The sequence below is a fragment of the Chitinophaga sp. 01L420 genome (assembly GCF_056399985.1).
The window spans coordinates 241769-268482 of the sequence record NZ_JBFTSK010000008.1; the positions used below are offsets into that span (position 1 = coordinate 241769).

Annotated in this window: 21 protein-coding genes; 7 read left to right on the forward strand and 14 right to left on the reverse strand. The window is 45.6% G+C overall.

The window, feature by feature from the left end; all coding sequences use genetic code 11:
- Positions 1-272 precede the first annotated feature (272 nt).
- Together AC1DP6_RS11030 and AC1DP6_RS11035 are read left to right on the forward strand one after the other, a co-directional pair.
- Positions 273-527, forward strand: a complete 255-nt coding sequence (locus tag AC1DP6_RS11030; protein ID WP_477054841.1) for a hypothetical protein — start codon at positions 273-275, stop codon at positions 525-527.
- A gap of 165 nt (positions 528-692) precedes the next feature.
- Positions 693-1523 carry a YitT family protein gene (locus AC1DP6_RS11035; RefSeq protein WP_441572771.1) on the forward strand — a complete coding sequence of 277 codons (831 nt, stop codon included), beginning with the start codon at positions 693-695 and terminating at the stop codon, positions 1521-1523.
- 44 nt (positions 1524-1567) lie between these two features.
- Here AC1DP6_RS11035 and AC1DP6_RS11040 read toward each other — a convergent pair whose 3' ends face one another.
- Positions 1568-2623, reverse strand: coding sequence for a cellulase family glycosylhydrolase (locus AC1DP6_RS11040; RefSeq protein WP_477054842.1), 1056 nt, complete (start codon positions 2621-2623; stop codon positions 1568-1570).
- Between the two features lie 186 nt (positions 2624-2809).
- Between AC1DP6_RS11040 and AC1DP6_RS11045 the strand changes: the two genes are divergently transcribed.
- The gene (locus tag AC1DP6_RS11045) at positions 2810-3931 is read left to right on the forward strand and encodes an acyltransferase family protein (protein ID WP_477054843.1); all 1122 of its coding nucleotides are present in this window, start codon (positions 2810-2812) and stop codon (positions 3929-3931) included.
- Between the two features lie 115 nt (positions 3932-4046).
- Positions 4047-4832 (forward strand): SDR family oxidoreductase, encoded by a 786-nt coding sequence (locus tag AC1DP6_RS11050; RefSeq protein WP_477054844.1) that lies wholly within the window; start codon positions 4047-4049, stop codon positions 4830-4832.
- 122 nt (positions 4833-4954) lie between these two features.
- Here the strand turns inward: AC1DP6_RS11050 and AC1DP6_RS11055 are convergent, their stop codons facing one another.
- The 7 genes from AC1DP6_RS11055 to AC1DP6_RS11085 all read right to left on the reverse strand — a co-directional run bounded on the left by AC1DP6_RS11055 (position 4955) and on the right by AC1DP6_RS11085 (position 14912).
- Positions 4955-6079: a redoxin domain-containing protein gene (locus AC1DP6_RS11055; protein ID WP_477054845.1), complete on the reverse strand. Its 1125-nt coding sequence runs from the start codon at positions 6077-6079 to the stop codon at positions 4955-4957.
- 3 nt (positions 6080-6082) lie between these two features.
- On the reverse strand, positions 6083-7240 hold the full coding sequence (locus tag AC1DP6_RS11060) for a redoxin family protein (RefSeq protein ID WP_477054846.1): 1158 nt from the start codon (positions 7238-7240) through the stop codon (positions 6083-6085).
- 29 nt (positions 7241-7269) lie between these two features.
- Entirely contained in the window at positions 7270-8688 is a 1419-nt protein-coding gene (locus AC1DP6_RS11065) for a RagB/SusD family nutrient uptake outer membrane protein (RefSeq protein WP_477054847.1), read from the reverse strand.
- Between the two features lie 49 nt (positions 8689-8737).
- Positions 8738-12310: a SusC/RagA family TonB-linked outer membrane protein gene (locus AC1DP6_RS11070; RefSeq protein WP_477054848.1), complete on the reverse strand. Its 3573-nt coding sequence runs from the start codon at positions 12308-12310 to the stop codon at positions 8738-8740.
- A 143-nt stretch (positions 12311-12453) separates the two neighbouring features.
- On the reverse strand, positions 12454-13494 hold the full coding sequence (locus tag AC1DP6_RS11075; RefSeq protein ID WP_477054849.1) for a FecR family protein: 1041 nt from the start codon (positions 13492-13494) through the stop codon (positions 12454-12456).
- Positions 13495-13562: 68 nt separating this feature from the next.
- A complete protein-coding gene (locus AC1DP6_RS11080) occupies positions 13563-14186 on the reverse strand; it encodes an RNA polymerase sigma factor (protein WP_477054850.1) in 624 nt (207 codons plus the stop codon).
- 99 nt (positions 14187-14285) lie between these two features.
- A complete protein-coding gene (locus AC1DP6_RS11085) occupies positions 14286-14912 on the reverse strand; it encodes a hypothetical protein (RefSeq protein WP_477021330.1) in 627 nt (208 codons plus the stop codon).
- Between the two features lie 181 nt (positions 14913-15093).
- On the opposite strand from AC1DP6_RS11085, the gene AC1DP6_RS11090 reads away from it, so the two are divergent.
- Positions 15094-16326, forward strand: a complete 1233-nt coding sequence (locus AC1DP6_RS11090; RefSeq protein WP_477054851.1) for a glycoside hydrolase family 88/105 protein — start codon at positions 15094-15096, stop codon at positions 16324-16326.
- A 106-nt stretch (positions 16327-16432) separates the two neighbouring features.
- Here the strand turns inward: AC1DP6_RS11090 and AC1DP6_RS11095 are convergent, their stop codons facing one another.
- The 4 genes from AC1DP6_RS11095 to AC1DP6_RS11110 form a co-directional block, all read right to left on the reverse strand.
- Positions 16433-17869 carry a SusD/RagB family nutrient-binding outer membrane lipoprotein gene (locus AC1DP6_RS11095; protein ID WP_477021328.1) on the reverse strand — a complete coding sequence of 479 codons (1437 nt, stop codon included), beginning with the start codon at positions 17867-17869 and terminating at the stop codon, positions 16433-16435.
- A gap of 13 nt (positions 17870-17882) precedes the next feature.
- Positions 17883-21065 carry a SusC/RagA family TonB-linked outer membrane protein gene (locus AC1DP6_RS11100; protein ID WP_477054852.1) on the reverse strand — a complete coding sequence of 1061 codons (3183 nt, stop codon included), beginning with the start codon at positions 21063-21065 and terminating at the stop codon, positions 17883-17885.
- Between the two features lie 252 nt (positions 21066-21317).
- Positions 21318-21719, reverse strand: coding sequence for a hypothetical protein (locus AC1DP6_RS11105; protein WP_477021326.1), 402 nt, complete (start codon positions 21717-21719; stop codon positions 21318-21320).
- A 182-nt stretch (positions 21720-21901) separates the two neighbouring features.
- Positions 21902-22735, reverse strand: a complete 834-nt coding sequence (locus tag AC1DP6_RS11110; RefSeq protein WP_477054853.1) for an N-acetylmuramoyl-L-alanine amidase — start codon at positions 22733-22735, stop codon at positions 21902-21904.
- A gap of 153 nt (positions 22736-22888) precedes the next feature.
- On the opposite strand from AC1DP6_RS11110, the gene AC1DP6_RS11115 reads away from it, so the two are divergent.
- Together AC1DP6_RS11115 and AC1DP6_RS11120 are read left to right on the forward strand one after the other, a co-directional pair.
- A complete protein-coding gene (locus tag AC1DP6_RS11115) occupies positions 22889-23770 on the forward strand; it encodes a lysophospholipid acyltransferase family protein (RefSeq protein ID WP_477054854.1) in 882 nt (293 codons plus the stop codon).
- A gap of 49 nt (positions 23771-23819) precedes the next feature.
- Complete coding sequence (locus AC1DP6_RS11120) at positions 23820-24851, forward strand: fatty acid desaturase family protein (protein ID WP_477054855.1); 1032 nt, start codon at positions 23820-23822, stop codon at positions 24849-24851.
- Here the strand turns inward: AC1DP6_RS11120 and AC1DP6_RS11125 are convergent.
- A complete protein-coding gene (locus tag AC1DP6_RS11125) occupies positions 24799-25503 on the reverse strand; it encodes a DJ-1/PfpI family protein (protein WP_477054856.1) in 705 nt (234 codons plus the stop codon). The genes AC1DP6_RS11120 and AC1DP6_RS11125 overlap by 53 nt on opposite strands.
- Positions 25504-25672: 169 nt before the next feature.
- Complete coding sequence (locus tag AC1DP6_RS11130; RefSeq protein ID WP_477054857.1) at positions 25673-26569, reverse strand: aldo/keto reductase; 897 nt, start codon at positions 26567-26569, stop codon at positions 25673-25675.
- Positions 26570-26714 lie beyond the last annotated feature (145 nt).

Sequence of the window (26714 nt, forward strand, 5' to 3'; positions counted from 1 at the left end):
ATCGTTTAATTTCATTGGATAGTAACGAATGCTATTCCGTTCCGGATACAAGCACAAAGCGTGTATCCGTAAACGTTATATTATCTTTCATGGCTGTTTGACCTGGCTTACCCAATAAGTAAGTCATCATTAAACAACGGTTATATAGTTTCATATTAAATACAATGAGAGAGGTAATGATTAAGATTCCGGTTGAAAATGCCAGGAGGATGCGGGTAAGTACGTTGCGGATAAATTTACCACCAATAAATTTTGCAATATACCGTCCCCGCATGCCAGGCCAGGCACTCTATTTACAGCTTACAGAACGCAAGATTTTGTCATCAACAGCAGCTACTACAACAGGAGCGGGCCGTTTGGATGTAACGGGAACAGGTGATATTTACCACGTTTTTTTGCGTGTGGGAACGCATTCCACTAGTCAGCGTGTGCCTTTTCATAGTGTATTTTTATTTACACGTTTTTTCAATAATGATGGCAGCAACACCTTGCTGGTGGATCAAAGGATGCCGGAAGCGTTTGCCTGATGCTTCCCTTATAGTGGTAGATTTTATTAGTCTACTGAATTGGTAGACAAATATACATCGAGTTTTATTAATTCCAAATTATTGAATGACTTTTTTGTACTTTTTTTTTCTTTACCCGGGATACCGCCGGTGATGAGGAGTAGGACAAAAGCGTATTTTTGCGGCATGAAAGAGCATGTGAAAAATATTTTACTCATTGTGGCAGGTGCCCTGATCTTCGCGGTCGGCATCAACTACCTGGCTATCCCCAACAAATTATCCGAGGGGGGCGTAATTGGTATTACCATTGTGACTTATTACTACTGGGGGTGGTCACCAGGAGTTACGAACCTTATTATTAACGCCATCCTGATCGTTACCGGCTATAAACTGCTGGATAAACGAAGCATGGTATATACGATACTGGGCATCTTTTTTTGCTCCCTGTTTCTGTATCTCACCGAAAACAAACTAACACCCGTTACCACCAACCCTTTACTGGCTGCTATCTTCGCGGGGCTCCTGGTGGGCATCGGCATAGGACTGGTATTTTTGTCGGGAGGCACCACCGGCGGCTCTGCTATTGTGGCGCGGTTATTCAATAAATACCTGGGCTGGACACTGGGYAACGCCATGCTCATTTTTGATATCGTAGTGATACTGGCATCTTCCTTTATTATTGGTATAGAAAAAACCATGTATACTTTCATTGCGGTATACATAGGCGCCAGAACAGTCGACTATATCGTGGATGGGTTGAATACCAAACGTGCAATTACTATCATCTCCAACCATACAGATGCTATTGCGCAAAAGATTACCGGTGAAATGAAACGCGGCGCCACCGTATTACACGGACATGGCGCCTATACACACGATCCCAAAGAAGTGCTGTATGTGATCATTGGTAAACAGGAGCTGATGCGCCTGAAATCACTGGTGCAGGAAACCGATTCCGAAGCCTTTGTGGTAATACACGAAGTGCATGAGGTATTAGGGAGAGGCTTTTCTAAATAATAATATATCGGCATTCGGATAGGGACATCACCCTATCCGAATGCCTACTTCGCTGTTAGCCCTCGTATCACTTTCACTTCTGCCTCATTGTAAGGCGTTCCATCTTTCCGGAAAATATCATGATACCATAGCTCAGGTTCACTCCCGTCCGGTACCGGCATCCCCTGTGCATACATGGTATTGGTTTTACCGGCTACCAATCCCCAGCTATAGGCGCCAATATTTTCCTTTTTCAGTAATGGCATAATATTATCAAAACGGCTGCCCAGCAGACGGGCCATGTATTCTGTGCAAAGCAGCGGCCGCGCAAACGATCGCAGGTTGTTGATATCCTGCTGATGCATGTCAGGCGGCAGATAGTTGTGATAGGTAATCACATCGGAATGTTCCTCCTGGAATTCGTTCAATACTTTCAGGTCCGGGTTCCAGATGCCTACCGTTAAAGGTTGTGCGGGGTTTATCTCCCGGCTCCAGCGAAACACTTCTTCCAGAAGTGGTAAACTTTTAGTCCCCGCTCCAAAGCTTCCGGGTTCATTATACAGGTCCCAGAGTAATACCCGTGGATCTTTACCAAACGTGCGGAGTATATCTTTTACATATCTCTCCAAAGTATCTGCCAGCGCAGGATTGGTAAAGATGGCAATTCCCGGATCCTGCACCCAACGGGAATTATGTATCCCCGGAATGGGCGGCGGTTGCTTGCCGGCATCATACACATTATTCCAGCAATCATCAAAAAACACCAGTGCAGTGGACATATGGTGCCTGTCTGCAATAGAGAGGTAAGTGCGGATACGTTGTTTAAATCCGGCGGCATCTTCCACCCAGGGCAGGTGGTGGAGGTATACCCTCATCGAATTCAAGCCAATACCTTCGGCATATCCCAGTTCCCGGTCAATGGTAGCGGAATCAAAAGTGGCCGCCTGCCACATTTCCAGCTGGTTGACCGCCGTACTTGGAATAAAATTACATCCCCGCAACCAGCCTTTGGACGCATACCAGTTGTTGGCTTTTTCGGGCGACCAGGTATCGGTGGGTGTTTGTTTACAGGCAGTGAGTAACAGGGTTAAACCACATACTGCCATCATCATGTTGTGCATAGGGCAAGGTTTAAGGGGCTATCTAAAAATAGTCAATTTTCCCGTCCGGGGGTAGTCATTATGACCGCTCATACATTTTTCTTCGACATTTCATATTTGGATTTTGATTTTTAGATGTATATATTGTAGGCGCTCAACGCTCTTTTTTCATTCCTTACCATCTTATCAACCAATAATTAAAGGGAAATGACACAAAGCTCTCAACGCTTTTTACCGCTGGACGTATTCCGCGGCATGACCGTTTGTTTCATGATCATAGTGAACACAGGCGGTACAGGTGGAACATACTGGCCACTCGATCATGCTTCCTGGCATGGGTGGACTCCCACCGACCTCGTTTTCCCTTCTTTTCTCTTTGCTGTAGGCAATGCCATGAGCTTCAGTATGAGAAAATATGAACAACTGGGAAATTCAGCGGTGCTTGGAAAGATTTTCAAGCGCACCCTGATCATTTTCCTGCTGGGATACCTGATGTACTGGTTTCCTTTTGTTCAACAAACCGATCACGGCATCGAATTCAAACCTTTTGATCATACCCGTATCCTGGGTGTACTGCAACGTATTGCCCTTTGTTATGGTATTGCCTCCCTGTTAATCCATTACTGTTCAAAGAAAGTGGTATGGGGCGTCAGCGCCCTGTTCCTGCTGGGCTATTGGGCCATACTATGGTATTGCGGCACACCTGGTGATCAGTACGGCATTAACGGCAACGCCGGTATACTGCTCGACAAACTGGTGCTTGGTGATAACCACATGTACCACGGCGAGGGCATTGCCTTTGATCCGGAAGGCCTACTCAGCACCATTCCTGCGGTGGTGAATGTAATAGCGGGTTATTATACCGGACTATTTGTACAGCAGCAAGGCAGAACAAAACCAGGGCTCATGCGCATGATCATGGCCGGCATCATCCTCTTTGCCCTGGCCTACGCCTGGAATACGGTGTTCCCTATCAACAAAAAACTCTGGACCAGCTCTTATGTACTGCTAACAATAAGTATAGATCTGTTCCTGTTATCCTTACTCATCTTTGTGATTGATATTATCGGCTTTACAAAAGGCACCGGCTTCTTTACCGTATTCGGTAAAAATCCACTGTTCCTTTACCTGCTATCGGAAATCATGGCCATTCTGTTTGGCGTGTTTACTGTTGGCGGCGCCACCCTTTATCAATGGATCAACGATACGATCTTTCAACCACTCTCACCCGGCAAGTTCGGGTCACTGCTCTTCTCGCTGGCCTTTATGCTCACCTGCTGGCTGGTAGGGTACATACTGGATAAGCGTAAGATTTACGTGCGGGTGTAGTTAGAGAAAATACATTACTCAAAAGCAGCGAAGCAGGTGTATCCTGTCTTCGCTGCTTTTTTTTGCTGCTGACCACTGTAAAAAAATCCATTAAATTGTACACAAAACATATCCAATGGACCTCTCACTGAAAGGAAAAACAGCGCTGGTGTGCGGCAGCTCACAGGGCATAGGATTAGCTACAGCAGAAGAACTGGCGTTATTGGGCGCCACCTGTGTGTTATTAGCCAGGAATGAAGACCGGTTGAAAAAGGTGTTATCTACCCTGAGCACCGCTCATGAACAACAACACCGTTATGTGATAGCCGACTTTTCAGATGTAGCGCAGGTAACGGCTGTTGCGGCCAGCGTAGCCGAACAGGGACCCGTTCATATACTCATTAATAATACCGGCGGACCTGCTGCCGGACCTATTATAGAAGCCAATGCTGCTGCCTTTACCGCCGCATTTTCACAACACCTGCTCTGCAACCAGGCATTGGCGCAGGCATTAGTACCCGGCATGATGGCCGCCGGATATGGCCGCATTATTAATATTATTTCTACTTCCGTAAAAACACCGATAAAAAACCTGGGCGTATCCAATACTACCCGCTGGGCAGTTGCTGCCTGGTCTAAAACACTGGCTACAGAGCTGGCCCCATACGGTATTACCGTCAACAATGTGTTACCAGGTTCTACCTCCACGGCAAGACTGGAAGGATTATTCAACAGCAGTGCTGCTGTCAGAAATGTTTCCAGGGAAGTAATTGAAGCAGAGTGGCTGAAAGAAATTCCAATGCAACGATTTGGAGAGGCCCGCGAAATAGCTGCCCTGGCGGCGTTTCTCGCCTCCCCTGCTGCTGCATATATTACAGGTACCAGCACCGCAGTAGATGGTGGTAAAACTCCGGTGATGTAAAGAGAATTACGAATTACAAATTACGAATTACGGATTTGTGAGCAGATATATGCGATGCTGACCTTCGCGTTTACTATCTACTCACAAATCCGTAATTCGTAATTTGTAATTCGTAATTCTTCTTATTTCAATACTTCAGCCAACTTAGCGGCCAGTTTATCTCCGCGCAGATTTTTTGCAATAATGACGCCGTTAGGATCCAGTAACAGATTCTGTGGCACTGCTGTAACGCCGTAGGCCTTTGCGACTTCATTGTTCCAGCCTTTCAGATCACTTACATGCAGCCATGGCAACTGATCATCGTTAATCGCTTTGATCCAGGGCGCTTTTTTTTCATCCAGGGAGATGGCGATAATCTCAAAGTTTTTGTGGTGGTATTCCGCATAGGCTTTACGTACATTAGGATTTTCTGCTCTGCAGGGTCCGCACCAGCTGGCCCAGAAATCTACCAGCACATATTTACCTTTGAGAGATGCCAATGTAATCGCCTGCCCGGTTGTATCGGCCTGCGTAAACGGCAAAGCGGCATGACCTATCGCCGTTTTTTTGGCGATATCCAACTTGGCCGCCAGCTCCTTTCCTCTCACTGAATTACGGAAGCTCGCATCCAAACCATTGAACAATGGTTCGAAAGTATCCGGGTTAATGATGCCGCCGCGTTCCTTCACCAGGTGCCAGCTTACAAAAGAAGCCGGATGCGCTTTGATAAACGCCAGCTCTCCTTCTTCCACTTTATTAAACAAAGGCAGACAAATTTTGCGGATGGAATCCACCGCCGCATTATTTTTCTGGAGAAACTGCTTTTTCATTTGTACCGTTAGCGGCTCCAGCTGATCTGTAACTGGTTTCAGCTGCTGCTCCAACAACAGGAAATCTGTTTGAGCGGCGGCACCCTTGATCACCGCATGACTTATATTGCCGTTACCGGTTACTGTAAAATCTCCTTTTTCCAGGAAGAATTCCTTCTTGTCGGCAAACAACATTTTCTCGATAGAAAAAATGCCATCATMATCCAGGGCTTTGAGTTTGAGCGTAGCATTAGCCGGTTCTCCAATGGTGCCCTGCATTTCAAAAGATCCGTTTTTTGTGATCGCAGAATCTTCTACTGAGGTTTTATCAATACGATAACTGAGCATCACTTTTGTTTCTTTATCAAGACCGCTGATAGTCCCTTTGATGGTATACTTCCCCTGAGCGGCCACTCCCGTAGCAGCGAGCAGGGAGGCCATTGCAATGATATATTTCATGTGTTATTTTTTAAAGAGCCCTGTTAATTTTTCTGTTAACCCTTCTGCTTCCTGCCMTACATATCTCCCTATAATTTTACCTTCTTTATCCAACAGAATTTTAGTGGGGAAAGCGGTTATACCGTAGGCTTTTACAGCGTCAAACTTTTCTATCCCGATGTTATTAAGGACCTGTATCCACGGAAGTCCATCTTCTGCGATGGCTTTTTTCCAAACGGCAGTAGCATCATCGCCCTGTTCCTGTGCAATACCTACTATTTCAAAACCGGCGCTTTTGTATTGGTTATACAATTCTTTCAAATGCGGATGGCTTTTACGGCAAGGGCCGCACCAGCTACCCCAGAAATCGAGCAACACATATTTTCCCTGCAACGCCTGCAGGTTTACCGGATTGCCGTTGATATCTGTTTTATTCAGCGGAATAGCCGTTTTACCTATGCTGGTTGCTTTGCTGGCAGCCAGTTTATCTTCGATTCTTTTGGCGTATTCAGAAGTTTTATGAGCAGCATCCAGCTGGTTGTAAGTGGCCTCCAACTTTGCCAGGTCCAGGCTATTTACCATATTAGCCAGGAAGTAAATGCTCACCAATGATTTGGGGTGAGATTGAATAAAGGTCGTTTGCAGTTTATCCTGTTCCACGCTGAGTTGTTCCCGCAGTTCACGGCTTTGGGCTTTTAGCGCCGGCTGATGGGCAGCAACCGTATCTTTGTAAGACAGCAATGTAGCCTGCCAGTTCCGGTCTGTAATCGCCGCTTCCTTTGCTTTAATGCTATTCCAGTCGTTATTCTCCTGTCCTCCTTTTACGGAAGCTTTATAGATAGCGTTCGCGTCGCCGGTAATGCGGATAAGATCATTGGAAAGAAAGAATTCCAGCCCTGGCGAAGGAATATAACCATGATCAGTTTTTATATTCAGCGCCATGTTACGCGTAATAAAATGGCATAGTACCGGATGATTCACTTTCCCTTTAAAAGTAACCACGCCTTTTTCGGTGGTGTAATTGCTATCTATTACAAAGTCTTTCCCATCCATGTAAGCCATCAGGAATTTAGCATCCCCTGCATTTTTCAATGCGGCCTTAATGGTATATCCCTGCTGGGCGCTGGCATACAGGGAGCCCGCCATGAGCATCAGCGCTCCTGCTATCTTTTTATAATTCATATGTTATGATTTTCTCTTTAAGCCATTGATTAAGGATTGTTTTCCATTCCCGGATTCAGCATTAAAATCTTAGGTGGTATTTTGAGGGTCAGACGTTCTTTCGGTAAAGTAAAAGTAGCCGTACCCAGTTGATGGGTATACGTTACATTTTTAAACAGTGGATCAGTAGAAAGACGGCGCATATCAAACCAGCGCACTCCTGTACAGGCGTATTCACGCAGGCGCTCATCGATCACAAAGCGTATCAGGTCATCTTTGGTAGTAGCATCCACACCTGCTTTGGCAGCAGGTAAGCGGTTACTGCGCAGTGTAACCAGATCGGTGGTAGCGCCGGTCAGATCGCCGGTACGGGCTTTACATTCCGCCAGCATCAGGTATAAGCCGGGAAGAGAAGGCCCCATATTCACGCTAAATGGAGAATTATGCAACGGATAAGGCAATTTAGTCCCACCAGTAAAATAGTCTGCCGCATAATAAAACTTCAGGCGCTGATCGGCCGGATCAAATTTTGCAGCAGCCGATGGGCTGATCATACCTGCGTTTGAAAAAATAAAATTCAACAGGCTCACCTGTTTCAGATAAATATTCTCCTGATTATCAAATGCCGTAGGCATATTAAAAGCGCCAAAACTCGGCATCACCGGCGAGGTCCACAACGGCATCACTTTGTTATAGTCGTAAAACTGGATAGGCACTGTACTATTGGCCAGCGATGTTTTACATTGTTGTAAAGCTGCCAATGCCAGGTCGTATTTGCCCATGTTTAAATACACTTGCCCAAGTATATAATACCCGGCAGATTTGCCCATGCGCAGGCGCATAGGCGTAATCTCCGGCAGGTCTGGAATGGCGGATACCAGTTCATTTACCACAAAATCATATACTTCCTGTACACGCGCTCTTTTAAATCCGGAGGCTACTGCATTGGCGGTTGTCACCAATGGTACCCCCGGATCTGTGGCTGCTGTGGCCGGATCATAGGGTTTTGCAAAATAATTTAACAGCATAAAATGCATCAATGCACGCCCTACTCTTGCTTCTGCCAATAATTGTTTTTTCTTTTGCAGATTATCATCTGCAACATCCATTACATGATTAGCGATCACGTTATACGTATAGTTCTGCCCGTAGAAAGCGCCCCATTCTATGGCATCGGCGTCCGGCAGGTAGACGTTATTTTTCCAGGTATAGCCGTTAAGGTAAGAAAGATCCAATAGCGACAGGTACCCTGAATCTGTGATCATATCATCTCCCATCATCACACACATATCGGCCCCTCCTTTGATAATATAACTACCATCTGCGTTCTGCGCCACATCATTATAGTTAATCAGGTTGGTGCTGTTGAGCAATCCGTTATACTGGTCAAGTGTTCGCGGCGTATCCTTTCCTTTGGGCACTACCTCCAGGAATTTGGTACACGACGCCATCATCATGCCACCTGCCATCAAGGCTATATATATGCTGTTTGTTGATCATGTTACTTGGTTTTTACAATTATTTAAACCTGACGTTTACCCCTACAGTAAAGAAAGGCTTCATGGCAGGAGCTCTTGTGGCATACATCAGTTTGAAATACTCCGGATCTATATCGTCCTTATTCGCCTTCCATAACATCACATTGTTTAACTGTGTATAGATGCGGAAACTCTCCATTCCGGCGTGATCGACAACACGGGCAGGCAGGTTCCAGGCCAGCGTGAGGTCGCGGAGCTTAACGTAGTCTGCACTCACAATATTGATATCTGCCTTGTTATACAGATCAGTGGACCTGCGGGCGATATCCTGTGATCCCAGGGCCACATAAGCAGGAATATTTGTTTTAGCTTCATCTCCCGGCTGTTTCCAGCGATCTTCAAAAGAAGTCGGAATGTTGGCGGTGAGCCTGCCGGAATAAAAAGTATTCACATCTCTGCGCATCTGGTAGCCCAGGTTATAGATAACCAGGAAAGACAAATCAAAACTTCCGTAACGGAAGCTATTGGTGATACCACCATACCAGGCTGGCTGTGATATGCCGGCATAATTAAGATCTGCGGCTGTAATACCTGAAGTATTTTTCAGCGTTTTACCATTGGCGGTAGTTATCTGCGGATCGCCCGTAGCATCCAATCCCGCCCATTTATATGCAAAGAAGCTGTAAGCAGGATATCCTTCTACAAATCCTACGTTTGCTTTATTAGAAGGAGTCAACGGGCTGGTACGGTTTAACTTCAGCACTTTGTTTTTATTATAGCCCAACGTCAGCAAAGTATTCCAGGAGAAGCGGCCCTTGGCGATGTTGCGGCTGTTGAGCTGCACATCAATCCCTTTGTTCATCATATCTCCCAGGTTGGCATATCCATAGTACCAGCCAGCCGTTCTGTCTAATGGCTGTGAGCCCAGCAAGTCAATGGTTTTCTTTTGATATACATCTATAGCACCACTTAAGCGGCTGTTAAACAAGTCGAAATCCACACCCACATTCACCATTTTTGTACGTTCCCAGGTCAGCATTTTATTCCCCGGCAGCAAAGGACGGTAACCTATTCCCATGCCATTAAACAAAGGGCTGCTTTCTGCTATTACAATATCCTGCGAGCTACCTGAACCAGGCAGAGGTGCGTTACCGCCTAAACCATATGTCAGGCGCAGGTTCAAACGGTTCACCGATTTCACCGCAAAGAAAGCTTCGTTACTGATAATCCAGCCGGCCCCCGCAGACCAGATAGGTTTATACTGCTGACTTTTTTCTGTGCCAAAAAGATTGGACTGGTCCATACGTATGCTACCATTCAGGTTGTATCGTTGTTTATACGTATAGGCGCCATTGGCATACAGCGAGAAAAATCGGGTTTCAATTTCACTGACCGAAACAGGCTGGCTGGTCAATGTACTTTTGGTCGCGCTGTTATTCCCGATCACCGGATTAGTGACACCATTTAACTGTAATGATTTCTCATCATACACATTATACGTCTGGGTTTGAAAATCAAATCCACGGCGGGTAGAGGAAAAAGAACGGGTACGGTCGCCACGCACTTCGGTACCGGCTAGGAAGGTGAGCTGATGCGCTTTAAAACTATTGTCATACATCAGTTGATTACGTACCGTCCAGGAAATATTCTGTGAATTGGACGATTGATATTGACCACCTGATTCAGGAAGAAAATATACCGGTTTAGCTCCGGGCGTAGTAGGTGCCTGTGTGAAGTGTACCAGCTCATACCTTGTCTGATATGATTTCTGGTCATAAAACGTATATCCGTTATTATTAACCTGCTGGTATTGGAAACGACCATCATAGGTTAACCCTTTTGCTAATTTTATATTCAAACCGGTGTTTACCCGCACAGCTCCTGAAGTAGTGGCATTATTGCTGGTGTAGCCGGATTCTTTCAACGGAATATAGTTGAGGTTCAGTGCACTTTTCGTTTCCGCGGTTTGGCGATAGGGCTGATACATTTTCAAATACGCCTGGGATAAAGGCGTTCCATCGGCATCCGCCAGCATAGCATAAGGTAAATAGGTATTCAGGTCGGGAAGAGTAGGAATGATGAAACGGGTGTTCTTCTGTTGTGACAGGTTCACCGTCATATCTGCTTTCACATTTTTACTAAAAGCGAAATCCTGACGCAGGTTCATCTGGTAACGGTTCAGGGAAGACTTATCGTTATTCTGTTGGTTGGTATAAGCCAGTGAACCGTAGTAGGAATGAAACTGACTACCGCCGGTAAAAGACAAACTATGATTCGTCAACAGCGCCGGCTGTTGCAGGTACTGATCAATCTGGCCACGATTATTCAGTGAAGCCAACGAATCCATCCTGGCATCTGCAACTGATTGCGGAATAAAGCCATTACTCAGATCGTATAATATTCGCTCATGTGGATATACAATAGGATCTGAATTACCAACACCAGGTGTGGTAACCGTCTTCCAGGGATAAGCCGTTGCATTAAATATCTCTTTTGCGGCATTCATGAACTGAGTGGAATTCATTTTATGCTGGTAATCATAATCCGGCAATCCTTTAAAAGAAACGAAACCATCATAATTCATTTTGATGCGGCGGTTCAGATCTTTCCCTTTGCGGGTGGTGATTACCACCACACCGTTAGCAGCGTTGGCGCCCCAGATAGAAGCAGCCGTAGCATCTTTTAGGAAAGTGATACTTTCAACATCGTTGGGGTTAACAAAGTTGGTAATATAATCATTGGACATGGGCACATTATCGACTACAAACAGCGGCATTCTGCTGGCGTTTACACTGGAGACACCTCTTATCAGGAATTTATCCGCACCGGTACTGTTGTTCACGGCAAACCCCGGTACAAGGCCTTCCAGGCGGTCTACCACACTCATACTCCCCGATTTTTGCTGTAGCTGTGCGCCCTCTACTTTCGTAAAAGATCCCGCACTTCTTTCTTTTGAAATAGTTTGGTAACCGGTAACTACTACCTGCTGTAACAGGGAGATATTGGGTGTGAGAATTATTTCCAGGTAAGACTTGTCTCCCACCTCCAATGTTTTAGGCATAAACCCCATACAGCTGATCAGCAGTATGGGATTGCTTTCTGTAACCGCCAATGTAAATTCTCCTTTGGCATTGGTGTTGGAACCTGCCTGCAGATTTTTCAGCATAACTGTTACGCCTGGCACCGCGTTATGGGCTTCATCAAATACTTTTCCTTTGATAATGCGTTCCTGTTTGGCAGGAGCAGGTTGCTGATTAATTACCACCAGGTTGGTTTCCGTACTGCTAAATCCGAGTCCGGTACCCAGCAGAACTTCTTTTAGTACATCCGTTAACGTTACATTGTCCACATCAATGGAAATGCGTTTGTCTGCCGGAATAATATTATTCCCATATACAAAGCGCAGATTCGACTGTTGTTCAATGGCGCTGAAAACCTTTGTCAGCGGAACTTTCTTCAAGTGTAGGGATAAACGGATGTTTTGATGAAGCTTGGTAGCGAAGGCGTGAATACTACAGAGTAACAGCAGCAGCATGGTCATTTTGGTAACACGACAAATAATGCTCCTGCCGGAATGCACCATACGTGCAGTCCGTGGACTGATTTTTTTCATACATTTAGTTGGTTAATGTCCATAATGGGAAACAGACGCCCGGCAAAAGCCCTGTTTCCTTTACTTAACTGGAGGGAGCGCTCAGGCGTTCCCTTTTACTGTTTAGAAAATGGTTGGTCTTGATAAGTTGTCATCTTCTTTTTTTATTGGCTGATAAATATTTCATTGTTCTCAATTCTGTAATTAAATGGCACAGAGGCTTGCATGGCCTTCAATGCCTGTTCTACTGTTTCTTTCTCAAACGTGGCGGTATACCTGTATTTATTAGCAATCGTACTATCGACTTTAATTTTCACACCATACCATCTGCTCATTTCCACGGCGGCAGTACCTAACGGCATATCAGTAAGTACAAGGCGATTGCGCKTCCAGGAAGTTTCTACCGCAGCACTATCGCGCGGACTCAGCACCACATTGCCGATGGTGGCCGATGGTGCGGTAATATGACTCGCTGCCACCACCCCGATCACAATTTTTTGCGTCGGTTGCAGGATGATTTTCCGGTTTTGTTCACCGTGAATGGTGACTTCCACTTTTCCCTTGATCAGGGCGGTTTCTACCACTTTGTCTTCCGGGTAGGCGCGTACATTGAAAGAAGTTCCCAGTACGCGTATATCCATTTTCTTTGTGTGTACAATAAAGGGCTTGTTAGCCGCTGCTGCTACGTCAAAGAAGGCTTCCCCGACCAATGTAACTTCGCGGGCTTCTTTATTAAAATGTTGGGCGATGGTAATATGACTATTGGCATTCAACATTACGCTGGTGCCATCCGGGAGCTGAAAAGATTTTCTTTCGCCAGACAGACTGCTGTAATTCCGGATGCGGTTTTGTTTTTTGTATTGGTATACTGCAAATCCTGCGATATTGATCAGCAGAGCTATCACTGCGGCGCGGGCCAGTATTTTCCACACCGGCGATATCCTTCTGACAGGCGTTGTAGCCAGGTGTTGCTGGAAAGCTTGTTCAAAACGCTGGCGTTGCTGCGAGAAAGATTGGGCCGTAATATTGCCGTTCAGCATATAATATAAGGCTTTCGCCTCTTTCACTGCTGCCTGTTTTTCCGGATGTGCTATGATCCAGGATTCCCAGAAGCTGACAGCACGGGCATCTGTGCCGGTACAGTACCGGCAGAAAGAAGGCTCCTGTAAAAAATCTTCACTATGGTAGTCCTGAAAATCAGACATAAAACATCCATCCTTTTTCTATAGAGAACACGGGTTGTTCTTTTTACTACTGTAAAACAATATTTTTTTTATTGAAGGGTCAACATGAATAGAACAAGGAGGGGAATGCTGTACAGATAAGTATAGTCCTCGCCGTCGGTACTGAGTTCTGCCCTCAAAATTTTGATGGCATCGTGGATACTATTATAGACGGTTCGTTTTGTTACATTACAAATAACAGCTATCTCATCATAATCTCTGTCTTCAAAATAGCGCAGGCGCAGCAGCTCCAGTTGCCGGGGAGCCAGTTTGGCCAGCGCTTTTTCCAGACGCTGTTTCAATACTTTATCGGATTGTGCGGAAATCAGCAGCTGTTCATAAGCTACTTCTGTTTGTTCCCGGCCGGCTTCAAAAGCGTGGTGTCGCTGTTCCCGGCGGCGGTCGGCTTTCATTTCAGCCATCAGTTTATGACGGATGCAGGTGAGCAGGTAGGCGCGTACATTTTCTACTTCGGGCAATGTGTTGCGTTTGTCCCACAGGTCCAGCAATACCTGGGTAATACATTCTGAAGCCCGTTCCCGGTTGCCGGTGAGCTTCACCCCATAATTAAACATGCCTATATAATGCGCATCATATAACAGCAGCATTGCGGCCTGCTGGCCGTTCAGCAGCATTCTCCATGCACCCTCCATATGTAACCCTTCCGAAAGCATTATCATCAAAAATAAGGAAAGGAATCACGATTTGTTCACCTGGAACAAAATATCCGGAGATGTATCAGCTTTTGAAGATGCGGTTGAGGCGACCCGTTATTAACAGGGAATAAAGTTCACCACGCGTGCCAGCTTTCCGTTTTCGAAATATAGCTGCACGCTGCTGTCGCTGTCTTTACTATAAGAGTCCCGGAGGGTAACCATATCTGATTTTCCTTCATTTTCCGCCTGTAATACGGCATTTGGAAACATTTTTTTCACGTCTTCCCAGGTGGTATTACGGGAGAAGGATACCTTACCCAAAGTCAGTATCTGATTCGTTGTAAACACGAATTCCTCGCAGGCAATGGAATCCCTGCAGAGTTCAAACGTAGAACCTTCTTTATAAAAATAGCTGAAGTCCTCGTCGAACTGTGACCCGCAGATGTCTTCATTCTGAGTAGAAACAATACTGTCTGCCGCTCCGATGCTGCTTTCCAGGCGTTGCCGGTTAGTAAACAGGGGCACTTTGTTATTGATCAGTGCCTTTGAAAACTCGAATACTTCCACCTGCTCCCAGGAAATGTTACGGCTGCGGTGGGGCTCCTGCATAGAGTCATCTGCTGCGGTGAGTGGTTGAATGGTTTCTGAGGGTGCTGCTACCGGCATCGTATCCGGCTCTTCCGGTTTATTCTGATGACAGGCGGACAGGATGGTTACCGTTAGGAATAAAAATACGCTTTTCATGATCGTTACTTCTTCGTGGGGTCAATACCGTTTTTTCAGCATGACCCGATTAAACTAAAACTAATCATTCTCAAACACATAATTAAAATAATTTATATAGATGACCAATTATTTTTTATGCAATCGTTTGCACAAATGATGAAAGCGCACTATATTGTTAAGCATAAACCACGTACTATTTATGAAAAAACTGACATTCCTGTTATACCTGGGACTGGCCACACCCTTTGCCGGCCGTACGCAGGACAACTCCGCAGATGCTGCGGTGGTAAAAAAAGTAGCAGATTACGCCATTGCACACGCTGCCTTCAAGTTTACAGGTGATAACAACCAGAGCTGGAATACCAGCAAGGAAATTCCGGACGGCGTCAAAGCCTCCATCTCAGATCACCTGAGTGAATGGCACTACCCCAATGGCGTATTAAACATTGCCATGATAGATTTGGGTAATTACCTCAAAGACGAAAAATACAATGCGTTTGCGCAGAAACATGTGGCATTTGCATTCGACAACTATGCTTATTTCGAAGCACTCAGCAAAAAAGGCGTGAAATACAAAAACTTTCCATTCAATCAGCTGATCAATACCCGGGTGCTGGATGATTGCGGCTCCATGGGGGCCAGTCTGCTGGATGTATATAATACCGTAAAAAGAAACGATTACAGGGCCTATATCGACAAAGCAGCCAATCATATCAGCAAGATACAGGAAAGGCTGCCTGATGGCACGTTATGCCGGCCAAACCCCTATAAATGGACCTTGTGGGGAGATGACCTGTATATGAGTGTGCCCTTTCTCGCACGCATGGGAAAGCTCACCAACAACAACGCCTACTTTGACGATGCGGTAGCGCAGATCAAACATTTCACCCACTACCTCTGGGATACCCGCACAGAATTATATGTGCACTACTATTACGAAGATCTGAAAAGACAGGGCGTGGCTCACTGGGGTCGTGCCAACGGCTGGATCATGCTGGCCAAAGTACAACTACTGAATAGCTTACCAGCTAATCATCCCGGCAGAAACGAAGTGATCGCCGACCTCACCCAACAGATACTGGGTGTGGCAAAATATCAGGGCGCTAATGGACTGTTCCACCAGGTACTGGATCGCACGGACTCTTACACAGAAACTTCCTGCACTGCGATGTTTGTGTATTCCATTGCCCGGGCTGTAAATGAAGGCTGGCTCGACAAACGCTATATCACTATTGCGGAACGTGGCTGGGAAGGATTGGTAAAGGAAAAAATACAGGAAGACGGACAACTGAAAGATGTATGTATCGGTACAAATACCTCTGCCGATCTTTCTTTTTACTATAACCGCCCAACGGAGTTAAACGATTTTCACGGCATAGGTCCCGTGATAGAAGCGGGTGTTGAAATTATGCGCTACAGGGCGAAAAAATAAGAATTACGAATTACGGAGTTGTGAGAAGATAAAAGCAAATGTCGATCATCGCGTTTACTATCTTCTCACAACTCCGTAATTCGTAATTCATAATTCGCAATTCCTGTTAGTACACATCAAACCACACCTTAGTGGTTAGCAGATCAGCGCCCTGCCTTGCTACTGCAGCTTTATAGCTATTTCCATTCAACGCCTGCTCACTGGAAGGATACGTTAAACGCAACGGCATTTTTCCTTGCAATGCACCGGTATAAGCAGGTGTAAGTTGTGGATAATCCAGTCTTCTCCACTCTGCAAATGCTTCCAGACCTTCGCTGAAAAGCGCCAGCCACTTCTGTTCACCGATTGATTTCTTATAGTTATTCGCATCGTAAGCAACGGCTGCCTGCGCCAGGTAATCGTCTACCGGTTTGCCAGTGATGCCGTATTGTTTGAAAGAAGCGCGGATAGCCTGTGCATACAGATCTGCAGCATTGCCACTGATGAGGTTACGCTGCGCTGCTTCTGCCAGGATAAACAACTGTTCTGAATAAGTAAATAACCATGCCGGTGCCAGGGTAGCAGTGAATACAGCACCAATATCGGAGGTCTTAGTGAAACCAAGTCGGGAAGCAGAATCCGCTGTCAGACCATTGGTAACGCCCACATAGTTAGTAGAACCTGGTTCTGTTGGTAATGCGGCGTATATACTTAAGCGTGGGTCGTTCAGTCCTTTCAATTTATCCACCACTGTTTTACTGATGCGATAATCATTTCTTGTTTCCCTGTTTCTTCCTACCGGATTCTGGTTAGGAGAAGCCAGGTAATTCAGTTTTATCTCAGGGTCGTTAGGCCCCAATAAGAAGTTGCCTTCTGCCGCCAGCTCTGCAAATACCGCTTTAGCTGCTTCCGGATCACGATCTGCAATACGCAGTGCAATACGGGAACGTAAACCGTTGGCGAATCTTTTCCAGCTTTTCAGATCGTTCTGCAACAGCACATCACCCAATATGGGATTATCTGTAGGAGAAATGATCTGTACGGCTCCTTTTAGTTCCGCTAACAAACCTCTGTACACTACCCGCTGACTATCATATGCAGGTGTAAGATATTTCTCAATATTACCAGCCTGAGAATAAGGAATATCTCCATACAAATCTGTTAACTGCTGAAATATCCAGCTACGCATAATCACGCCTACAGCCCTATAATTGGGATTATGCAGACTATCACCCAACTGCACCAGCGTGGTAAAATCCTGTACTCCCTGTGCGTAAAAATTGCTCCACACGGTTTGTATGCTGGTAGATGCTGGTTTATAACTGTCAGGATCAGGATACTGGATTTTTGCCCAATACTGCACATACAGCAAGGATGTTTCCATAGTGGCATCAGGACCCCAATAGGTATCCACATTGGATTTTATTCCATTGCTCAACAGGTAGTCCGGTTGTGCGGAGGTAGGTTCATTTGGATTTTTGTTGGTGCGCTCCAGCTCCTTCTGGCAACTGGCCAGTAAGGTAGCAGCAAATATGATATAGAAAGGTATCAACAACTTTTTCATGATCGGTCAATAGTTAAAATGAAACATTCAGGTTAAAGCCAAAGCTGCGCGTAGTAGGAATTTGCAATGTTTCCAATCCCTGGCCATTACCGGTGTTAAATGCCGTTTCAGGATCGATATTGGGCGCATGTTTTTGCAGGTATCCCAGATTCCTGGCCACCAGCGCAATATTCACCGCCTGTAATCCCCATCTGCCTACAATAGAGGCGGGYAGTGTATACCCAAGTTTAATTTCGCGCAGCTTGATAAAGGACGCATCGTATATCGCGCTCTCATTCAGATTGCCGCTGTATACTGCCTTGTAGTAGCTGGCTGCAGGAAGAATGGTGGTATTCTTTTTACCATCTGCGGTATAACCATCAAAGATGATCCCATCATGTTTTACCGCTGCACCACCCGGTGCGGTAGCGTTATGATCCGGTAACGGAATATTATTTTTGCCCTCTACGTAGTAAGGTAACCCACCATTTTCCTGGTCGCGGCCCGGCATAGTAGCTGCCAGTACACCTGTAGTCATCCCGGTAGAATTGGTTCCGGACCAGATAGATCCTCCCTGTTTGGTATCTATCAGGAAGCTCAGATTAAAGCCTTTGAAAGTAAAGCTGTTATTAATACCACCTGTCCATTTTGGTGTGTAGTAACCCAATATTTTTTTGTTGGGATCTACAGATGGCGTGCCGTCTGCATTCACTAATATCCTGTTCTCACTATCTCTTTTGTAGGCAGTACCATATAATGCACCATACTGCTGACCTTTACTTGCCAGTACTTGTATATTGCCGGAACTACCCAGTACATAGTTGGTCAAAAATCCATCTGCATCCAATGCTAACACTTTACTCACATTACGTGCGTAATTCACATTCACATCCCAACGGAAGCCGGAGCGTGTAGTGATGGGCGTTAGTCCCAGCATTACTTCTACCCCATGGTTACTGATTTCGCCGGAGTTCAGTAATTTTTTCAGATAGCCGGTGGTAGGACTTACGTCCGCCAGCAGAATCTGGTTGCGGCTATTAGAGCTATAGTAGGTGACGTCCAGTCTTAACCTGTTATCCAGGAAACCTGCTTCCACACCAAATTCTGTGGAGGTAGTAATTTCCGGTTTGAGGTTTTTATTTAAAAACTTATCTGATACTGTCAGCAGTGGATTGGCACCAAACGGTTGATTGAAGGGGAATGTATTTACCAGTTGGTAAGGATCTGTATCCTTTCCTACCTGTGCCCAGCCACCACGTATTTTCAGCAGGGTAAGCGCCTTGCTTTGTATGTGCAGGGCCTCTGTGAGCACCACGCTGGCGTTGGCTGAAGGATAAAAGTAGGAGTTGCTACCGGGCGGTAAAGTGGAAGACCAGTCGTTACGTGCCGTTAAGTTAACGAAGGCATAGTTGCGGAAGCCTATCTGTGCTGCTGCAAATCCGCTGTATACTTTTTGTTTGTTGAGCAAGCTGGTAGATAAAAACGGATCGCGTGAATTATTCAGTGTATACACATCTTTCACGGCCAGCTTAGGCGCCTGTTGGTAGTTCTGCTCCAGTTGATTGGTACGCAGGTTGGCGCCGGCCAGGATATCGAAATCAAAATCGCTGCCTATTTTTTTCTTTGCGTTCAAGGTGAATTCGCCATTGGTTTCATTCACCGTGTAAGCATCTTCCGTGTAGGAACCAAATGGTGTACCATTGGTATAGTAAGCGATTTTATACTTACGTCTGTCGGTATAATAATCTGTACCAACACGCAGATTAGCGGTCAGCCAGTCAAGTACCTGATAGGATAATCTGGCGTTACCGAGGAATCGGTTACGCAGCATGCCCACCGTATTTTCATTCTGGATCCAGTAAGGATTGCTATAGTAGCTATGGTTCCAGTTAAAGTCGGTACCATCTGCATTTTTATAGTTCTTCAGTTTGCTCACATCCACCTGACGGCCGAACCAGATAAACTGAAGGGTTACGCTGTTACCGCGTCTGCCATCTACACCAGGCAAATTATCGGCGGCGCTGCGCACGTAATTGGCATAGGTGCTGAGGGTCAGCTTTGGTGTGAGGCGGAAAGTATTGCTGGCTGTAAAAGTATTACGGGTAATACCTGTGTTAGGCAAAATACCTTCTTGTTTGGTGTTGTTATAAGAGAAGCGATAGTCCAGTTTTTCATTGGAGCCACCAACGGATAAACCGTTGTTCAACGTATAACCGGTTACGTAGAAATCCTTCACGTTATCCGGATGTGCTACAAACGGTACTGCTTCTCCATTAGAAAAGAATTGCGGAATAAGCCGGCCATCCAGTTTTGGGCCCCAGCTTTCATCTACGCCATCGTTGATACCGCCGCCTTTACCATCTTTATAAGAAAACTGTCCGCCGGAACCTTGCCCGTAGGAGTTCTGAAAATCAGGCAGGATCAATAATTTATCGAAGGTAGCACCGGAGTTAACTGTTACGCCCATACCGCCTTTGGTATCTTTTCCGGTTTTTGTTTTAATAACGATTACGCCACTGGAGGCGCGTGAGCCGTATAATGCCGCTGCGTTAGGGCCTTTCAGCACGCTGATAGACGCCACATCGTCCGGGTTAATGTCGGAGATGGCATTGGCAAAATCGCGGCCGGTACCTATTCCCAGCTGACTGTTATCTACCGGTACACCATCCAGTACAAATAATGGTTGGTTATTACCTGCAATCGAAGTCTCACCACGGATCACAATACGGGAAGAGCCGAGGTTACCCTGACTGTTGGTCACCTGCACTCCTGCTATTTTTCCGGATAAAGCGTTTACCAGGTTGGTTTCTTTGGCTTCAGAAATATCTTTCGATTTTAATTCCTGTACCGCATAGCCCAGTGATTTTTTCTCCCTGGAAATACCGAGTGCTGTTACAACTACTTCATCCAGTTTCCGGTTGCTGTTTTCTAAGGAGATATTAATGACCCGGCTGTTGCCTACTACTACAAATGCGGTCTGGAAGCCAAGGGACGAGAATTGTAATGTGTCATTTACATTTGCGCTGATGGTATATTTCCCATCCGGATCTGTTTGCGTACCATGACTTTTTCCTTTCAACTGTATGATGGCGCCGGGTACACGCTGTGCATCGGAGCGGGAAGTAACGACTCCGCTGACCCTGATTTCCTGGGCAATACTCTGCTGCAGCCACAGTAAAACTGGCAGCAGGCATAACAGCCTTTTTACGTAATTCATGCTTAGTACTTGGTTTATATATTGACTTAGATCTTTGCGGAGAATGGTTATCCCGTTACACCCGTTTCCGATTTTGGCATTTAGTTGTTGGCGTATGATGATTGGTGTGATATCGAGGCAAAAGTAAGGCACTATTATTAATCTACAAAATTTATAGACTAAATAGATTTAAAGAATGCAGGAGGAAACAAGAGGAAGTAATGCGAGTAAATAAAACACCGGGAGATGTAATATCTCCCGGGCATGGTTGGTTTATTTCGTTGCAGCAGTTTGAATATTCAGCAGTTTTTTCAATTCTGCTTTACAGTCTTCAATATTTTGCCAGATTTGGCGATCCTGGCAAGCAGTGCCTTTGTATTTGATAGATACTTTGGTTTTGCGCAATATCACCTGGTAGTATTCCGGCGCGCCGGGAGAATTTTCCCAGGTAATTTTACCGCCTTCTTCAATACCGCCGGCGAGTTTGTCTTCAATAACGTCATTCACTTTTTTATGCATATTATCTGCAAAATCATAGCTCACCTCGGTTTTCACGAGGCAGGAGGAGTCTTTTGAGAGTATGCTGTGTGCGGCGTTAACATGGTGGCGGGGAATACAGAGCAAAAGGGTGCTGGCTGCCAAAAGCAGTAACGGGAATTTAATTGTACGCTTCATAACAAGTATAGATTAAGATAAGGGTTGGAGAATAGGTATATAACAAGTCCTTATTAGATGATCTCTTTGATTTTGGTTATCGTGCTAACTCATTATTAAAATAACATATTTATCTCATTCCACAAAATAAACTCTGTGGTTCGCGTAGGGGTAAAAGTAAAGTAGGGTGTCTTCCTAACAGGTCATTGATATTGCTGCTGCAGATTGAGTAGTATTTTCTTTCCGGCATCGCTCAGACCCGGCAGGCTGTCCGTTGGCATAAAGTGGCGTTTAAAGGCCATGATGGCGGCGGAAGAATCTTTTATATCGTATCCGATGATGCGGAGTGCCAGTAATGTGTTAAAAGATTCAGGCACTGCGGTGGCGGTGGTGTCTTTATACCAAAGGCCAAAGCCTTTTTCTGCGAGTTGTTGCCAGGGAAAGAAAGCACTGGGATCTACTTTCCTGCCGGGAGCAATATCACCATGACCTATAAAGTTGGCAGTGGGAATATTGTAGCGATGCTGCAGCGTATCGAGCAATACGAGCAAACTGCTGATCTGGGCGGGATCAAAAGGTTCCTTTCCGTTATTGTCCAGTTCTATCCCGATGGAAGAAGAATTGATATCCGTGAGGTTGCCCCATTTGGCAACACCGCCGTGCCAGGCACGGAGATAGTCGTTCAGCATATGATGAATGGCTCCATTGCGGCATATCACATAATGGGCGCTTACCTGTGTTTTTTCCATGGTAAACGTCTTCAGTGTTTGTTCACATGAATTCTGAGCTGTATGATGAATGATAACTATGCTGGGTTTACGCATATTAAAATTGACCGTACCCACCCACAAGGGAGCAGCTACGCCATTGGCGCCGGACAATTCCCCGGGTTGCTGCCGCAATGCTTTCGCATAGGATTTGGCTTGCTGCCTGTACACCTTATTGGTACTGGCATATGGGTTACGCGCGCAATAAGCAAAGCCGCCAATCACTGCCAGCAGGCAGCAGTATTTTATAAAGGGAAATATGGTCTTCATTTGTATCTGTTAAAGTTTACACAAGACTACTTGATAAAGATACTAAATGAACCGATGCATCGTTTTTTTCATAGATACTATGAAAAGTGTTCTTTAAAATATATATTTACGTTTTCAATAATACTTTTAGGAGTATCAAAAACCTGTGCCACATTGTCTGCAATTGCCTACTACTTACTGTTACCACTGATTTACGCGCTGTCGCTACTGCCATTCCGTGTACTTTACCTGGTGTCTGACGCAGTATATGTGTTGTTATTTTATGTGATGGGCTACCGTAAAAAGGTAGTACTTCAAAATTTGCGCAATTCTTTTCCTGAAAAGAGTGATGCGGAAATTAACCGCATCTGCAAAGATTTCTATCATTACCTCTGCGACCTCTTCCTGGAAACATTTAAAACGCTCACCATCAGCAAAACGGCTATGGTAAAGCATTGCAGCTTTACACCTGCTACCCTGGAGCTGTTTAACAAGCTGGAAGCGGAAAAAAAGAGCGCCGTGCTGGTAATGGGACATAAGGGAAACTGGGAATGGGCTGGCAATACATTCAGTATATTGTGCCGTCAACAGCTATATGTCATCTATCATCCGCTGGCGAATAAACATTTTAACGGTCTGATGTACCGCATGCGCACACGCTTCGGCACCAAGCTGATTGCCATGCAGGATACTTTCCGGGATATGGTACAAAACCGTGGTGAAGTAAATGCAACTGCTTTCATCGCGGATCAGGCTCCGCAGCCTAAAACCGCCCAATGGCTCAATTTTCTGCATCAGGACACCCCGGTATTCAAGGGTACTGAAAAAATAGCGCAGAAAATGAACTATCCGGTAGTATATGTAACAGTGCAACGTGAAAAAAGAGGCTATTACACGGTAACAGCAGAAATGCTGACTGCCACTCCGGCTGAAGAAAAAGACGGAGCGATTACAACGGCACATACACGTAAACTAGAGGAAGATATTGTTGCTCAGCCTGCAACCTGGTTGTGGTCACACAAACGGTGGAAACATAAACGTCCTGCTGTTATTTAACATTCAATCATACATCAACAAACATTAGATAAGATTATCCTACAACGATATGCTGGAAGGTAAAGAACTGATACTGGCTACCAAGCCATATGCGCGCGAAGAGAGAGCCAAAAGCTGGCTTTTCACATTATCGACATTATTACTGCTGGTTTTATCACTGACAGGCACACTGGTATTTCCTTACCTGGTATTAAGAATTCTTGCCAGCCTCCTTTCCGGATTGCTGATAGTAAGAATGTTTGTTATTTATCATGATCATCAGCATCATGCTATCCTGCATAAATCGAAGGTAGCGGAAGTGATCATGGTCTTTTTTGGTGTATATGTACTGGCCCCATCCAGTATCTGGAAGCGTTCTCACGATTATCATCATAAGCACAACTCAAAACTTTTCAGTGCCAGCATAGGCTCCTACCCCATCATTACACGCAAGAAATTTGAATCCATTACGCCGGCAGAAAGGCGCACTTACCTGTTCAGCCGCCATCCAATAACCATTGCGGCAGGCTATTTATCGATGTTTATGCTCGGCATGTGTGTACAGTCATTTGTGAGCAGTCCGCGTAAACACATGGATTCCTTACTAGCCCTGATTATCCACCTGGGTGGCAGCGTAGCAGTAGTGTATTTCCTGGGATGGGAAAGCTGGTTGCTGTTTATTTTAATCCCTTTTACCATCGCCTGCGGACTGGGCGCCTATCTCTTTTATGCCCAGCATAATTTTCCTGGTGTCACCTTTAATGTAAACAAGGAATGGTGTTATGACAAGGCTGCGTTGCTTTCTTCCAGCTATATGGTCATGAATCCTGCCATGAAGTGGTTTACCGGCAATATCGGTTATCATCATATTCACCATCTGAATGCACGTATTCCTTTTTATCGTTTACCGGAAGTAATGCATGCTATACCGGCATTACAAAATGCCAAAACCACCACCCTGAGTTTCCGGGATGTGCGCGCCTGTTTCCGCCTGAAAGTGTGGGATCCGGAACAGGATAAGATGATCAGTTTAAGAGAAGTACGCGCAATCAGGTCAGCCCAATTGATGAGGAAGCCTGATCCTGTAATAGTTGCCGGATAATCTTCTTTCTTACTTCCAGCGTCAGCTGGGTCATTTCTTTTGTTTTTTGCAGTACCGGTAATCCGGCAGTATGTGGAGATCCAGCCCTGAACGGAGGCGCCGGGTTATATTCCAATTGCAGCTGGATCACTTTTGCCAATTCTTCTCCGCCTATTAATGCGGTCAGCACTAATCCGAAATCGATGCCGGCGGTAACACCCCCACCGGTAATACGATTGCGATCCCGTACCACCCGCTCTTCCAGCGTTTCCACACCAAACATCCGCAATAATTCCAGTGAACGCCAGTGGGTAGTAGCTTTATATCCTTCCAGCAGACCAGCGGCAGCCAGCACCAATGCGCCAGTGCATACAGATGTAATATATTTTGCTTTCATACCCTGGTCACGCAGAAACTGCAACAGTGGCTGATTGGTGAGTAATGAATTGATACCGCGTCCACCCGGCACAAAAATGATATCCAGCTGAGGGCAATCAGCCATCGCGATATCCGGTTGTAGTGATAGTCCACCCTCCGCGCGGATCGGGCTTTTGCTGAGTCCTACAATCAGGACTTCAAAGCAGGGGGCTTTAATAAATACATCATAGGGACCAGTGAAATCGAGGATGGTCAATTCAGGAAAAAGTAACATCCCCACCTTTAATTTTTGCATACATGGAGCTTTAAACGCGGTACAATAATAATGCAGCAGCCTGTAAACAGGGAGCAGGTAAATGAATTACGAATTGAGAATTACGAATTACGGAGTTGTGAGAAGGTAAGAGCGAATACCGGTCATCGTTTTTACGATCTTCCCACAACTTCGTAATTCGTAATTTTTCTTAACGGTGCTGATCATACCTGTTTATGGGAACGACCTGCTGTAATGCGGCTATTTCTTCCGACTGTAATGCGGGCGCCTGCGCAGCGCGGAGTGCATCTTCCAGTTGCGCTGCCGTACGTATACCTACAATAGAACTGCTGACAGCTGGCTGCTGTAATACAAAGCGCAGCGCTGTTTGTGCCGCATCACGCGCCGGGGTACTGACTTTTTTAATCGCAGCAGCAGCGGCCGCCACGGCTGTTGCTGTATAGTTTAGATAAGGCGCAGCGGGTTTGTTCACCAGCAATCCTTTGGCCACACTTCCCCTGGCCAGTACGCCGATGTTGTTTTCCAGCAACAGTGGGAAACTGCTTTCTTCGGGGCGGCGATCCAGCAGACTATATTGCATCATCACGCTCACTATATGGGAGCGCTTTACATATTCACGGATCACATTGGGCCGGATCGAAGAAATACCATAATACCTTATCTTTCCCTGCTGTTGCAGGGTTTCAAAGGCAGCGATGGTATCATCTATCGGATCTTCCAGGGTACCACCATGCAACTGATACAAATCAATATAATCTGTTTGCAGGCGTTTCAGACTAGCTTCCACAGCTGCTATAATATACTCTTTACCCGGATTCCAGTTCCATCCACTGCCATCTTCTTTCCATTGATTGCCTACTTTGCTGGCAATGATCACGGCTGATCGTTTCGCCTGCAATGCTTTTCCTACCGTTATTTCATTCTGTCCGTGTTCATACAGGTCTGCGGTGTCAAAGAAATTAATGCCCTGGTCAAGTGCATGGTGAATAAGACGTGCATTGTCTGCATCCTCTTTGCCAAGCGACATGCAGCCAAATCCGATTTCACTGACAGAGAGGTCTGATTTTCCGAGGAGACGATATTGCATGATTTCCGGGTTTTACTACGTTTTTTATCACCTGCTATCAGAGAAGTGATCATAACGAAGTTATAGCCAAATCTTTCATTTTTCATATAAACCCGGTTTAAATAATGGGCCGTCTTGATAAACAGCCCCCTATATATCGATTTAC